Source organism: Flavobacterium davisii, assembly GCF_042182265.1.
Taxonomy (GTDB): domain Bacteria; phylum Bacteroidota; class Bacteroidia; order Flavobacteriales; family Flavobacteriaceae; genus Flavobacterium; species Flavobacterium davisii.
On the sequence record NZ_CP097869.1, the window covers coordinates 1,987,955 to 2,001,948 of the forward strand.

The 13,994-nt window shown below is 27.9% G+C and carries 13 protein-coding genes; all 13 read left to right on the plus strand.

What is annotated here, in order from left to right; genetic code table 11:
• Positions 1-151: 151 nt before the first annotated feature.
• On the plus strand, positions 152-943 hold the full coding sequence (locus tag NAB20_RS08345; protein ID WP_375604971.1) for a glycosyltransferase family 2 protein: 792 nt from the start codon (positions 152-154) through the stop codon (positions 941-943).
• A complete protein-coding gene (locus NAB20_RS08350) occupies positions 936-1,802 on the plus strand; it encodes an FkbM family methyltransferase (protein ID WP_127822920.1) in 867 nt (288 codons plus the stop codon). The genes NAB20_RS08345 and NAB20_RS08350 overlap by 8 nt, the downstream gene beginning before the upstream one ends.
• The gene (locus tag NAB20_RS08355; protein WP_375604972.1) at positions 1,799-2,875 is read left to right on the plus strand and encodes an acyltransferase family protein; all 1,077 of its coding nucleotides are present in this window, start codon (positions 1,799-1,801) and stop codon (positions 2,873-2,875) included. Before NAB20_RS08350 ends, NAB20_RS08355 begins: the two co-directional genes overlap by 4 nt.
• On the plus strand, positions 2,876-4,036 hold the full coding sequence (locus NAB20_RS08360; RefSeq protein ID WP_127822921.1) for an acylneuraminate cytidylyltransferase: 1,161 nt from the start codon (positions 2,876-2,878) through the stop codon (positions 4,034-4,036).
• Complete coding sequence (locus NAB20_RS08365; RefSeq protein ID WP_105196993.1) at positions 4,026-4,898, plus strand: N-acetylneuraminate synthase family protein; 873 nt, start codon at positions 4,026-4,028, stop codon at positions 4,896-4,898. The genes NAB20_RS08360 and NAB20_RS08365 overlap by 11 nt, the downstream gene beginning before the upstream one ends.
• A gap of 11 nt (positions 4,899-4,909) precedes the next feature.
• Positions 4,910-6,310 carry a UDP-glycosyltransferase gene (locus tag NAB20_RS08370; protein ID WP_105196994.1) on the plus strand — a complete coding sequence of 467 codons (1,401 nt, stop codon included), beginning with the start codon at positions 4,910-4,912 and terminating at the stop codon, positions 6,308-6,310.
• A 242-nt stretch (positions 6,311-6,552) separates the two neighbouring features.
• Complete coding sequence (locus NAB20_RS08375) at positions 6,553-7,176, plus strand: hypothetical protein (RefSeq protein WP_127822923.1); 624 nt, start codon at positions 6,553-6,555, stop codon at positions 7,174-7,176.
• 7 nt (positions 7,177-7,183) lie between these two features.
• A complete protein-coding gene (locus NAB20_RS08380; protein ID WP_105196996.1) occupies positions 7,184-8,617 on the plus strand; it encodes an MBOAT family protein in 1,434 nt (477 codons plus the stop codon).
• Positions 8,617-9,489, plus strand: a complete 873-nt coding sequence (locus NAB20_RS08385; RefSeq protein WP_375604973.1) for a hypothetical protein — start codon at positions 8,617-8,619, stop codon at positions 9,487-9,489. The genes NAB20_RS08380 and NAB20_RS08385 overlap by 1 nt, the downstream gene beginning before the upstream one ends.
• A 9-nt stretch (positions 9,490-9,498) precedes the next feature.
• The gene (locus NAB20_RS08390) at positions 9,499-10,641 is read left to right on the plus strand and encodes a glycosyltransferase family 4 protein (RefSeq protein ID WP_105196998.1); all 1,143 of its coding nucleotides are present in this window, start codon (positions 9,499-9,501) and stop codon (positions 10,639-10,641) included.
• Positions 10,638-12,155, plus strand: coding sequence for a glycosyltransferase family 2 protein (locus NAB20_RS08395; RefSeq protein ID WP_375604974.1), 1,518 nt, complete (start codon positions 10,638-10,640; stop codon positions 12,153-12,155). The genes NAB20_RS08390 and NAB20_RS08395 overlap by 4 nt, the downstream gene beginning before the upstream one ends.
• Before the next feature lie 2 nt (positions 12,156-12,157).
• A complete protein-coding gene (locus NAB20_RS08400) occupies positions 12,158-12,979 on the plus strand; it encodes an FkbM family methyltransferase (RefSeq protein ID WP_375604975.1) in 822 nt (273 codons plus the stop codon).
• The gene (locus tag NAB20_RS08405; RefSeq protein WP_105197001.1) at positions 12,980-13,987 is read left to right on the plus strand and encodes an exostosin family protein; all 1,008 of its coding nucleotides are present in this window, start codon (positions 12,980-12,982) and stop codon (positions 13,985-13,987) included. It begins immediately after the preceding gene.
• The last annotated feature ends 7 nt before the right edge of the window (positions 13,988-13,994 follow it).

Genomic DNA, 13,994 nt, shown 5'->3' on the forward strand with positions numbered 1-13,994 from the left:
TCAACTTGTCTTGAATGTAAAAAAATATTACATTTCGTAAATTCTTTGAAAATATTGTTTAATTAACCTCTATCCTAAAAAGAAACATAGTTTATACCATTTAGATAAGAGGATTATTGTTATAGAGGAGTCTCATAAAATAAATAAAATTATGATTAGTATTGTTATCCGAAATAAAAATGAAGCTAAGTTACTTGAACGAACTTTGAAAATTTTGACAAAGTTTTATCATGATGATATAGATGAAATTATTTTAGTTGATAATTATTCGAATGATAATAGTGTTGAAATAGCAAAAAGTTATAAATGTAAAATCATTTTTATAGACAAATTTACTTATGGAAAAGCAATTAATATGGGGATTGAGTCAGCAAAAAATAACGTTGTTTTGTTATTAAGTACTCATGTAATTCCTATGGGGAATAGCTTTTTTAAAAATTCTCTTTCTTTTGTTCAAAATAAAAAAAAGTGGGCAGGCGTTCGTTTTATTAATTCTGCAAAAAATTTTGAACGTGCATTAGAATATGATTTTGAAGTTAAGAAGCCATTGGATTTTGGATTGATGGCGGCATGTTGTTTGGTTTCTAAAGAAGTTTGGGAAGAAGTAAAATTTGACGATTCTTTACCATTTAGTGAAGATAAAGAATGGTCAAGTCGTGTTACCCAATTAGGTTATAGTATTTATGATATAAATGAAACCTTTTTTTATGATATAAAAAGAGATGAAATGTCTGAGTTAAATAGAATTAAAAATGAAACTTTAGCTCATTTTAAATTACATTCAGAATTGAAATTTCCTAATAAGTTGAAGTTGCTTCTGTCCTTTATTAAAAAGATTTCTATATTAAATACAATTTCATATTTTAAAACTATGAAAAGAGATTTTATGATTTTAAAAATTAAATTTTGGATTGCTAATCAATTAAATAAAAAAGATGCTTAAATTAAAAAATTTACACAGAATTGATTTTAAAAATAAAGTAATCTTATTTTTTTATTATTTGCTGAAAATTTTTAGATTAAGACCAACTCGGAAACAAAAATTAATAAATGAACTTTATCATCATTTAATTTTTTCAAATGGTGTTTTAGTTTCTGAAGATTCAGAAAAATATAAAGTAAGGTTATTTGATTCAAAAGTTGATTTGTATATAAGAAAATTACCGTCTAGTGATGTGAAAGTTTTTGGACAAGTCTTTAGAGGAAATGAATATAAGAAAGTAGTAGATTTATACCGTGATTTTTTCGGAACTACACCCCAATACATAATTGATGCAGGAGGAAACGTTGGATATACTTCTGTTTATTTTAAAAGTATTTTCCCTAAAGTTAATTTAGCTATCATTGAACCAAGTAGCACGAATTTTTGTATGATCAAAAAAAATTTTACACTAAATAATACAGAGGCTTATTTGTTTAAAGGAGGGTTGTGGAATAAAAATACCAGTTTGAAAATAGTACGTGATTTTAGAGATCGCTCTGATTGGGCTGTTCGTGTTGAAGAATCTTGTTATGAGACTGATATAAAAGCTTTTACGGTTGATTTTGTTTTGGAAAAATCTAAATTTGAAAATATAGATATTTTTAAAATTGATATTGAAGGTTCAGAAAAGCAAATTTTTAGTAAAAAAGCATCAATAGATTTTTTAAAAAAGACGAAATGTATTGCAATTGAAATTCATAAAGAGTTTGATTGTAGTAAAGATATCATAACAATATTAGAAAATTATGGTTTTGAATTAACCTATTTTGGAGAGTTGACAATAGGTATAAATCAAAAATTAATAGAAAATAAGTTATGAATAGATTGAGAGAACTAGATTTTCTTAGAGGGATCGCAATTTTATTGGTTTTACTTCGCCATCAATTTTTATTTTATTGGACAGAAAAAATGGGATGGATTGGAGTTGATTTATTTTTTGTTTTGAGTGGATTTTTAGTTTCGGGATTGCTTTTTAAGGAATATCAAAAACATAATAAAATTGATGGTAAACGTTTTTTAATAAGAAGAGGATTTAAAATTTATCCAATTTTTTATTTGTTTTATATTTTGTATCTAATACCATTTTATTCGAATAATAAAATATTAGATTTTAGAAAAATAGCTACAGATTTACTGTTTTTACAAAATTATGCAACAGGTTGGGGATACGCTTACCCAGCAAGTTGGTCATTAGCAGTTGAGGAACATTTTTATTTTGGATTGGTTTTAAGCTTTTATTTAGTTTTGAATAATAAAAGATTAGATAAGATTTTTTTTTCCTACACTAATTTTTTTACAGAAAAAATTTTAGTTTTTATATTAGTATTAATCCTATTATTTCGTGTCATTTCAAATTTTTGTTTTGAAGAACAATCCATACGCAATTTTACAATGACACATTTGAGAGTCGATGCTTTGTTATTTGGTGTTTTGATTTCTTATTTGTACCATTTTAAACAAGATTTTTTTAGAAAAAAATTTAATGAATTAAGGAATTGTTTACTTTTTTTAGCTGTATTATTTTTAACCTTTACCCCATTTATAGAGCCATTAAATTCTTTCTTTGTAAAAACAATAGGCTTTACGTTGGTCTATATTGCATTTGGAATTTTCTTATGCTTTATTTTATTTATTCCTAATGTTAATAAAATTTTAGATCAAAGTTTATCAAAGTTTATTGTTGATATTATAGCCAAGATAGGTTTCTGTTCATATTCAATTTATGTAATTCATACATTTGTTATATTTGAGGTTAAACAATTAAATGTTGAAAATCATTACATTCACTTTATTCTTGTCTTGTTTTTTAGCTGTTTTTTTGGTTATTTCATGACCTATTATGTAGAAAAATATTTTTTAAAAATTAGAGAACATTATTTTCAAAGTAAATAAATGAAACAAGTCGCACTTATTCCGTTACGAAAAGGATCCAAAGGAATTCAAGGAAAAAATAAAAAAAAAATGCTAGGACGTCCTCTCTTTTGTTGGATATTAACAGAAGCAATTTTTTCCGAATTAGATCAAATTTTTGTTTTTACAGATGATGAAGAAATACTAAAATTCATCGAAAAAGAATATACTTGGACAAACAAGGTACACCCTCTTTTAAGAAGTGCTGAAAATGCAAACGATACAGCATCAACAGAAAGTGCCATGAAAGAATTTGTAGAAAAAATTAATTATGATTTTGATGTATTGTGCTTATTACAAGCAACATCTCCATTTACAACATCTAATGATATCAATAAGGTATTAAATAAACTCGATGAAAATTATGATGCCGCTTTAAGTGTGGTTAAAACACACCGATTTATTTGGTCAAATGAAGGGAAAGCACAAAATTATGATATATTTAAACGACCTAGAAGACAAGATTTTGATGGACTCTTAATAGAAAATGGTGCAATTTATGCCACTACAAAAAAAGAATTTGTACAATCCAATAATAGAATAAGTGGAAAGATAGCAGTAGTTGAAATGCCAGAAGAATCATTAACAGAGATCGACAGTTTAACAGATTGGGAAATAACAGAAAAGCTATTAGCTAAAAGACAAAAACAATTAAAAGAGCAAAAAAGAATAGATTATTTAGTGCTAGATGTTGACGGAGTATTCACCGATGGATGTGTTTACTACGGAAAAGAAGGAGAACTAATGAAAAAATTCGATATGCGTGATGGAATGGGATTAGAAATTCTCAGACAAAATGGCGTTGAGGTTGTTGTAATAACCTCTGAAAATTCCAAACTAGTAGAAGAAAGAATGAAAAAATTGCAAATTAAAAATCTTTTTTTAGGAGTAAAAGATAAATTTTCATTGTTAAAATCTTTTGTTTTAAATAAAAATACTAGTTTTGGAAATATAGCTTATGTAGGAGATGATGTAAATGATTTAACCTGTATTTGTTCCGTTGGTTGGTCTTTTACACCACAAAACGCCACAGTAACGCTGAAAAACAACGCAGATATCATTTTAAATCAGAATTCTTCAGAAGGAGCTATAAGAGAAACATGTGAATGGATAATGAAATACAATAAAAGATATGACATTTAAAAAACCCTATGTAATTGCTGAAATAGGATGTAACCATAAAGGAAAAATGGAAATTGCCAAAGAATTGATAAAAATGGCAAAAGTATATTGTAATGCAGATGCTGTCAAATTTCAAAAAAGGAACAATAAAGAGTTGCTAACAGAAGAACAATATAATGCGCCACATCCTAATCCTGTAAATTCGTATGGAGATACTTATGGGGCGCACAGAGAATTTTTAGAATTTGATGCTAATCAACATGCCGAACTAAAAAAATATTGCGAAGAATTAGGAATTGTATATTCCACATCAGTTTGGGATACCACATCCGCTAAAGAAATAGCTTCTCTAGAGCCAGATTTTATAAAAATACCATCCGCATGCAATAATAATTTTGAAATGCTACAGTGGTTGTGTGACAATTACAAAGGAGAAATTCATATTTCAACAGGAATGACCACAAAAGATGAGGTAGATTCTTTAGTTAATTATTTTATAGAAAAAGGAAGAAACAAAGATCTAGTGTTATACAATTGTACATCAGGATATCCTGTTCCATTTGAAGATGTTTGTCTTTTAGATATCAACTTACTAATTCAAAAATACGGAGATAAAGTCAAACATATTGGTTTTTCAGGACATCATTTAGGTATTGCTGTAGATGTGGCCGCTTTTACTCTAGGAGCAAATGTTATTGAGCGTCATTATACATTAGATAGAACATGGAAAGGGACGGATCATGCGGCATCTTTAGAACCAGAAGGAATGCGAAAATTAGCAAGAGATTTAAAAGCCGTTTACAAAGCATTGTCTTATAAAGAGCAAGATATTTTACCAATCGAACAAATCCAAAGAGACAAATTAAAATTTAAAAAAGTTTAAAAAAGACATTTATGTCATCAAAAAAAATATTTATTTTCCTACCAGATGGAGTCGGCTTGAGGAATTTTGCGCTTACAAATTTTAACCAAATAGGGAAAAAATTAGGATTTGAGATTGTTTATTGGAACAATACCCCTTTTGAAATTGAGGCAGAGATTGGATACCAAGAATTAAAAATTACCAATAATAAATTACATCCACTAACAACTGTTTTTACCAGAGCCAGAAAAAGATCAGAATTAAATTTATTTGACAAAAAATTTAAAGAAACAGTATACAATACCTATAATTTTCCACAATCCTATAAAGGATTCAAAAACGCATTTAAAAGTTTGTATGTTGATTTTCTCGTAGCCACTAAATCCAATGAGAAAGGAGTAAAAGTAATTCGAGAAAAAATAAAAAAAGCAGAACGATCAACCGAAAAATACCATTATTGTAAAAGACAATTAGAAGAACAAAAACCAGATTTTGTTTTTTGTACCAATCCAAGACCTACGCAAGCCATAGCGCCTATTTTAGCAGCGCAAGATTTAGGAATACCTACAGCAACTTTTATATTTTCATGGGATAATTTACCCAAGGCAACAACCTTAATAGAAACAGATTATTATTTTGTTTGGAGTGAATATATGAAAAATGAATTGTTGCAATATTGTCCGTATGTGATTCCGGAAAATATTTTTGTAACAGGTACTCCTCAATTCGAAAGCCATTTTGATCCAGATTTGTTACAAAGTAAAGAGGACTTTTACGCACAACATGAATTAGAAATTGAAAAAAAATACATTTGTTTTTCTGGAGATGATATCGTAACCTCTCCTTTGGATCAATATTATTTAGAAGACTTGGCAATATCGGTAAGAGAATTGAATCGTCAAGGATATAATTTAGGAATAATTTATCGTAAATGTCCAGTAGATTTTACAGATAGATATCAAATTATATTAAATAAATATAAAGATGTCATCGTTTCCATAGATCCTTTATGGCGTCCTATAGGAAAAACATGGAATGAAATTATGCCAACAAAAGAAGACTTTGCGTTGCAATCTAACATTTGTGAACATACTGAATTTGTAGGAAATATTGCCTCGTCTATGGTATTTGATTTTGTAGCACATAATAAATCATGTTTGTTTTTTGATTACGAACAGCCACAATTAAAAAAAGGAATTAGAGATATTGGACAAAATTATAAATACATCCATTTTCGTTCAATGCCTTCTCAACAAGCAGCCTTGTTTGTACATGATAAAGCAGCCTTGACTTCTATCGTAAAAGCCATTTTAGATGGAAGAAAATCGAATGTTTCTGACGGAAAAAAATGGTTTGATATTGTAGTTGGAGAAGAACCAACTTTGGCATCAGAAAAAATTTGGAAAGAAATTAATCTACTTTTAAATAAATGAGAGATTTTTTTTACTTTATTTCTAAGATATTATTTATATTCATTTCAACTTCGTTTTTGCTAGAGTCAATTTACACCTTTTGTTATACTGAAAAAACAAACTATTCTAAATTTCAATTTATAAAAAATAAGCAAAATAAAAAATATAACTATATATTTTACGGTTCGTCGAGGGTTGTAAATCATATTAATCCAAAAATTATAGATTCTTGTTTGAATAGGACAAGTATAAATTTTGGCGTAATGGATGCAAAACCTAAAGACATTTTAACATTATTGAAACTTACTAAATTTTACAATATAAAATCGGATTCAATTTTTGTTCAAACGGATTATTATTATAATTCAACTGATAAATCTAATTTTTTATATTTAGATATGTTGCCATATATACAAGAAAATAGCATAATAAAATCTTATTATTATGATGAAAAGGATTATCTCTTTTTAGTTTATTTCCCCTTTTATAAATATTTAAAAAATAGTTCCAAATTAGGTATGAGAGACCTGTTAGCTGCTTTGTTCCGAAAAAACAAATTTGACACCACAATTGGATATGAGCCTTTATATGGAAATGGTAATACTTGGCAAAGAATATTACCAACAAGCGTTTTAAATAATGAAATCAATAAAGAAACATTACAATTTATGAAAACTAATGGCATGAATTATGTTTTTTTTACAGCACCGTTCAGGAGGGATACTAAAAATCTTAATTTTGTTTCACAATTAAGGAATCATTATCCTGTTTTTTGGGATTTTTCTACTTCAATTACCGAATCTAATTTATTTAAAAATGGTTATCATCTGAATCATACTGGTGCAAAAGAATTTTCAATAATATTTTCAAATAAAATAAAGGATTAATAATCAGATGTTTTTCAATTCGTTATCTTTCGCAATATTTTTACCTATTGTTTTTATCTTATACTGGTTTATCTTTGGAAAAAACAAGAACACTCAAAATATAGTGCTCATTGTAGCAAGTTATTATTTCTATTCTTGTTGGGATTGGCGTTTTTTGTTTTTATTAGTGTTTTCCACTTTTCTAGATTACTTCAGTGCTATTATGATGGAAAAGAGTACAACTGGCAAAATGAGAAAACGTTGGTTGTGGTTAACTATTGGAATAAACTTAGGCTTTTTGGGTATTTTTAAATACTACAATTTTTTTGTCCAATCGTTTACTGATTTGTTAAAAGATTTCGGATTTCAAATGAATCCTACATTATTGCAGTTAATTCTTCCTGTCGGGATCTCTTTTTATACGTTTCATGGGTTGTCGTATGTGCTTGATATTTATTATAAACGAATTAAAGCAGAACATAATTTTATAGATTATTCATTATTTGTAAGTTATTTTCCACTTTTAGTAGCAGGACCAATAGAAAGAGCTACGCACTTATTACCACAAGTAAAAACCAAACGATATTTTAATGCTGAAAAGGCAAAAGAAGGTGTTTATCAAATTATTTGGGGATTATTTAAAAAAATAGTGATTGCTGATAATTGTGCAACTTATGCTGATGCTGTTTTTGATAATTATCAATCTATGAACTCATTATCATTAATTTTAGGAGCAGTATATTTTGCATTTCAGATTTATGGTGATTTTTCAGGCTATTCTGATATTGCCTTGGGGACATCTAAGTTGTTTGGGATTGATTTGTTAAAGAATTTTAATTATCCCTATTTTTCTAGAGATATTGCCGAGTTTTGGCGTCGTTGGCACATTTCGTTGTCGTCTTGGTTTCGTGATTATTTATATATTCCATTAGGAGGAAGTAAAGGTAGTATGTGGACGAAAATAAGAAATACATTTATCATTTTCTTGGTAAGTGGTTTTTGGCATGGAGCTAATTGGACGTTCATTTTTTGGGGTTTGTTGAATGCGATTTACTTCTTACCGTTGTTGTTACAAAATAAAAATCGCTCTAATATGGGTGAAATCGAAATGGGTTGGAATGTGAATAGCATAAAAACTATTTTAAATATTCTGTGTACATTTGTCTTAACTACAATCGCATGGATTTTCTTTAGATCTAATACTATTACAGAATCTATTAGATATATCCAAAAAATGGTAACGAATTTCCATTTTAACACTCAGTATTTGAGTAATGAACGATACAGCTTTGAATTACTATTTTTACTACTGGCTTTTGTATTGGTAGAATGGTTTAATCGTTCAAAAATAGAACCTTTATCAGGAAAAAGAACTTGGCTAAAAGTTACTTTAGTTATTATAGCTTTATTAACTTTAGGCGTTTATTCTGATTATAAAGAATTTATTTACTTCCAATTCTAATGAAACAGTTTTTAATTTTTATTGGGAAAATAGTTTTAATAATTTTATTGTCAAGTTTTACTCTAGATTTGCTCTATTCAAATGTATATTCAAAATCGGATAAAAGGAATAAAATTCAAAAGGTTATCAATTCTGAACCCAAAATGTATGATGTAATTATGTTGGGTTCTTCTAGAGCTAATAATCATTTTATACCAGATCTTTTTATTGAAAAAGGGTATACATCTTATAATTATGGGATGAGTGGTGCTAGATTACAAGAATCAGCATTGTTGTTACGATTGATGATTGATAAAGGGTATCATTTTAAAAATATTATTTTAGAAATTGATCTGAATATCAATTCTGAGGGGTATTCAGAGGGGGTAAGGGCTTTTTTTATGCCATATTTAAAGTCAAATACAAGTGTTTCAAATTATTATAAAGCTATTATTCCAGAATTTAATTTATTATATTACATACCGTTTTATCGCTATATTCAGTATGATTCTCAAATTGGTTTTAGAGAAATGATTTTTTCTTTAATAGATAAACCCTCAAAAAGTGTTTTAAATCATGGATTTTATGCTTTACATGGAGTGGGAGAAAATATGAGTTATGATTTAACGAAGTATTATCCAAAGAAAAATAAAGATTATGAATTTATTAAAGATATTTGTAGAAAAAATAAGATCAATCTTATAGTTGTCAGTACACCAATGTGTTCTAATGTAAAAAAGATTGAATATTTTGATATGATTAAAAAAGTATATCCAGAAGTTCATAACTATGAAAACAGCATAAATGAAGATAAATATTTTTCTTCTTGTGGTCACATGAATGAAGCTGGAGCGAGAATGTTTACTGTAAAAATTATTAAAGATTTTTTTTAAAATTAAATTATGCATATAGCTTTTTTAACTCCAGAATATCCACATTTAAAAATAAAACATTCGGGGGGTCTAGGTACCAGTATTCAAAACTTGGTACTCGCTTTGATTGCTAAAGAAGTAAAGGTGACTATTTTTATATATGGACAACCAAAATTTGAAGTTTTTCAAGAAAACGGGATTGTTTTTCATCTAATTTATGATAAAAAATACCCATTTGGAAAATGGTTTTTTTATAGAAGATATATTCAAAAATACATAAACAAAGTAATACAATCAGAAAAAATTGATTTGATAGAAGCACCCGATTGGACAGGAATTACCGCATTTATGCGTTTTAAATCGCCATTAGTAATTCGTTTTCATGGGAGTGATACCTATTTTTGTCATGTAGAAAAAAGAAAACAGAAAATTAAAAATCGGTTATTTGAAACTTTGGCAATAAGAAAAGCAAATGGCTATATCGCCCCCACAAAATATGCAGGTGAAATTTCAGCTAAACTTTTTGGACTGCACAAAAAGAAGATAAAAACGATACATTACGGTTTAGATTTAACCCAATTTAATAATAAACATCCAGAACGTTTTGATAAAGGCTTACTTTTATATATAGGTACAATCATAAGAAAAAAAGGCGTTTTTGAATTACCTGGAATTTTCCATAGAGTAAGAAAAGAATTTCCAGAAGTCAAATTAATTTTAATAGGTAATGATTCTGGTGATATAACTACAGGAAATAAATCTACTTGGGAGTTAGTTCAACAACAGTTTCACGAAAATGATTTGAAGCAAGTTTTCTATTTAGGTAAAATGCCTTATACAGAAGTACAAAATTATATTCAAAAAGCAAATGTTTGTATTTTTCCTACTTATGCAGAGACTTTGGGTATGGTAACCATAGAATCAATGGCCATGCAAAAAGCCGTGGTAAATAGTAATATTGGTTGGGCTCAAGAATTGATGGAAGATGGGAAAAGCGGTTTTTTAGTGTATCCATCACATCATGAAGAATATGCTAATCGAATAATAACGTTACTACATGATGAAGTTTTGTGTAAATCAATAGGTAATGAAGCATTTCAATTTGTTTCCAATCATTTTGATATTCAGCATGTAGTAGACCTAAATATTCAATTTTATAAAGATTTGTTATGATTGTATTGGTTCATGATTTTCACAAAGTAAAAAAAATCGAGGGAGTTAGTGAAGTCGAGTACAAGATTATAATTCAAGAGGAGTCAATAGCGAAATCCATTTGTTTACTGGCTTCCAACTATCCAAGTGAAGTGATAGTTTGGTGTAATGAATCGTATTATTCTAAATTAAATCGCGCATTTATTGAAAATGCATTTCCACATAATCGCTATATGTATTCTTATAATCCAATGGGTAATTTTTTTTCAGGTGCCATTGGTTATGTAGAAGAATCACCTTTCATAAATATTAATAAACAAGTTTGCTATCCCACATGGCAAATGAGTAGTGTGGTGGGGGCAATGCAATCTAGTACAATTCTTTTACTATCTAAATCCTGTTGGGGAATTAGTAATAATTTAGATTATGTTTTAAATACTGTTGCGAAATTATATCAACCCTTAGGTCTATTTTGTTATTCAGAACCCATGTTGTTAGTGGATTCCAGATTTCAGATAGCCTATCCCAAGGCTACATCAAAGGAATTGTTTTCTTTTGTAGCACAACAATACAAGTGGGTATGGAAACACTTTTTGTTATTTTGTTTTTTCATTTTTGAAAAGCGATTTTGTTTTTTATCATGGTTATTATCCCTTTTTCAAAGACAATTAGAGTATCAAAAAGAAACAATTGTTTTTGAGGAACCACAAAAGACAATCGATTGGGAATTGGAAACCATCGATGTAATCATTCCTACCATTGGAAGAAAAAAGTATCTTTATGACGTTTTAAAGGATTTAAGTGGGCAAATCCATTTGCCTAAAAATGTTATAATTGTAGAGCAAAATCCGAATCCCGATAGTAATTCAGAATTGGATTATTTAACTACTGAACAATGGCCATTTCAAATTAAACATGTTTTTATCCATCAAACGGGTGCATGTCAGGCTAGAAATAAAGCGTTGGATTTGTTAGAGAGTAAATGGTGTTTTTTTAATGATGATGATAATAGATTTGATGAGAATTTAATAAAAGAGGCACTTAAATTTTTAATTGATTATCATTTAAGCGTTTTTTCGACTAATTATCTATTAAGAGACGAAACTCAATTGTATAATTCTATCAGTCAAACTACGATATTTGGTTCTGGTAATTCATTTATCAAAAGTGAAATTACAAAAACGATTGGGTTTGAACTAAAGTTGGAATTTGGTTATGGAGAAGATACAGAGTATGGTTTGAAATTAAGAAATAATGGTTTTGATATTATATATAATCCTATTATCAAGATAATTCATTTAAAAGCACCAATGGGCGGGTTTAGAACTAAATTTGTTCATCCATGGGAAAAGGAACCAATACAGCCAAAACCATCACCTACTATAATGTATGTGAAAAAAAAATATAGCACTAAGGAACAAATGTTAGGGTATAGATTACGCTTGTTTTTAAAAACATATAAATATCAATTTTGGAAAGTAAAAGGGTTTGAAAAGCAATGGAAACAAAGTAAATATTGGTCAGCAAAACTTTAGAAATGATAATAAAAAAAATAAAGAAAAGGTTTTTAAAATTTAAGAGCCATCCAGTAACAAAAAGCAATCCTTATGGAGCGCTTTTTAGGTATTTGTTATTTAATTTGGGGGCTATAATTAATAATAAACCAAAGGTTTATCGCTGGGTTAATGGACTTAAATTTTATGCTCAAAAAGGAGATGCAGGAATTGTTCCTAATATTTATTTTAAACTTTTCGATTACGAAGATTCGATGTTTGTTATAAATAATATTTCTTCACAAGATGTTTTTGTTGATATAGGAGCCAATGTTGGACATTTTTCTTTATTAGCAGCAAATAATGGGGCTCAAGTGTATGCTTTTGAGCCTATTAAAGAAACTTTTGAAAAACTTAAACGAAATGTTGAGTTGAATATTCTGGAAAACGTTGAACTTTATAATGTAGGGGTGGGAAATAAAAATGAATTTTTAAATTTTACAACAAACAAAGATGTTATGAATTCAGTGGCACTAGATAATGAAGCAGAAGTTAGAAAAATTAAAGTACTAGTGTTAGATGAAGTTTTGATAAATGTTAACCCCACTATGCTAAAAATTGATGTTGAAGGTTATGAGTTATTTGTTTTGCAAGGAGCTGATCAAATTTTGAAAGCCCCCTCTTTGAAATATATTCTAATTGAAATTAATAATTCATCCACTAAATTCAATGTTGAAGATGAAGTCATACATGATACATTGTTGCTATACGGATTTAAACCTTGTAAATATGATGTTGTTATGAATAAAATGATTCTTATAGAAACATTCAGAAAGGATAAGTTTAATACTTTATATATAAGATAATTGATCACGTTTTATACCAATACAAAAACATTAATACCCGCTAATAGGAAAATAGTTTTTCCTTTATTATTTGATGTCTTTTATTTAAAAAATCCAGTTGCTATTAGTAATTTTTATTTTCAGGATGAACCCGATAGAGCTGATATACATATTTTCCCTTTAGAATTGACATCAATTTATAATTCAGGAAAAAGAAAGGATTGGTTTGATTTTTTAGATGAAGCAAGAAAGTTAAATAAGATTGTTTGGGTTTATACAGGGGGAGATTTTGGGATAACTTTACCTTTTAATAATAATTTATATACATTTCGTCTTGGTGGATTTAATTCAAAATTAGATACAAATACGCATGTTATTCCTTCGTTTATAAATGATCCCATAAGTGTATTGGGATTGAAATGGTTTATTATTGAGAAAAATATTAAACCTTCAGTAGGTTTTGTAGGTCATTCAAATGGTTCTTTTTCCAAAATAATTAAAGAATTTTTGATATATACTAAACATCAAATTAAAAGATCTCTGAAGATTGATAAAACTGATTATCAGTTTTTTTATCCCTCAAGTAATAAAAGATTTCATTTGTTAGAAGTACTTAAAAATGCAAGTAATATAGATACTAAATTTATTTATCGAGCTAAATATAGAGCAGGAGCTAATTCTCAATTAGATAAAGTAAATACAACTCTTGAGTTTTTTAAGAATATTCAAGAAAATTTATATACTTTTTGTATGCGTGGTTCTGGTAATTTTTCTGTACGATTTTATGAAACACTTATTATGGGGAGAATTCCAATTATATTGGATACAGATATAAGATTACCACTCCATGATAAAATAAATTGGGAAAAACACTGTATAATAGTCAAGGAAAATGATTGTATTCAAAAAATAATAGAATTTCATGAATCTAAAACTAATGAAGAATTAAAAAATATACAATATGCTAATCGTCAGCTTATGTTGAATAAATTAAATAGGATAGATTATTTTTTTCAAATTTTAGACTAGTATTAGA

What these genes read in the sequence shown, in the direction of transcription:
- NAB20_RS08395 (WP_375604974.1), top strand. Translation starts at nt 10,638, where the DNA reads ATGATTGTATTGGTTCATGATTTTCACAAAGTAAAAAAAATCGAGGGA.
- NAB20_RS08355 (WP_375604972.1), top strand. Translation starts at nt 1,799, where the DNA reads ATGAATAGATTGAGAGAACTAGATTTTCTTAGAGGGATCGCAATTTTA.
- NAB20_RS08370 (WP_105196994.1), top strand. Translation starts at nt 4,910, where the DNA reads ATGTCATCAAAAAAAATATTTATTTTCCTACCAGATGGAGTCGGCTTG.
- NAB20_RS08345 (WP_375604971.1), top strand. Translation starts at nt 152, where the DNA reads ATGATTAGTATTGTTATCCGAAATAAAAATGAAGCTAAGTTACTTGAA.
- NAB20_RS08380 (WP_105196996.1), top strand. Translation starts at nt 7,184, where the DNA reads ATGTTTTTCAATTCGTTATCTTTCGCAATATTTTTACCTATTGTTTTT.
- NAB20_RS08400 (WP_375604975.1), top strand. Translation starts at nt 12,158, where the DNA reads ATGATAATAAAAAAAATAAAGAAAAGGTTTTTAAAATTTAAGAGCCAT.
- NAB20_RS08385 (WP_375604973.1), top strand. Translation starts at nt 8,617, where the DNA reads ATGAAACAGTTTTTAATTTTTATTGGGAAAATAGTTTTAATAATTTTA.
- NAB20_RS08390 (WP_105196998.1), top strand. Translation starts at nt 9,499, where the DNA reads ATGCATATAGCTTTTTTAACTCCAGAATATCCACATTTAAAAATAAAA.
- NAB20_RS08365 (WP_105196993.1), top strand. Translation starts at nt 4,026, where the DNA reads ATGACATTTAAAAAACCCTATGTAATTGCTGAAATAGGATGTAACCAT.
- NAB20_RS08350 (WP_127822920.1), top strand. Translation starts at nt 936, where the DNA reads ATGCTTAAATTAAAAAATTTACACAGAATTGATTTTAAAAATAAAGTA.
- NAB20_RS08360 (WP_127822921.1), top strand. Translation starts at nt 2,876, where the DNA reads ATGAAACAAGTCGCACTTATTCCGTTACGAAAAGGATCCAAAGGAATT.
- NAB20_RS08375 (WP_127822923.1), top strand. Translation starts at nt 6,553, where the DNA reads ATGGATGCAAAACCTAAAGACATTTTAACATTATTGAAACTTACTAAA.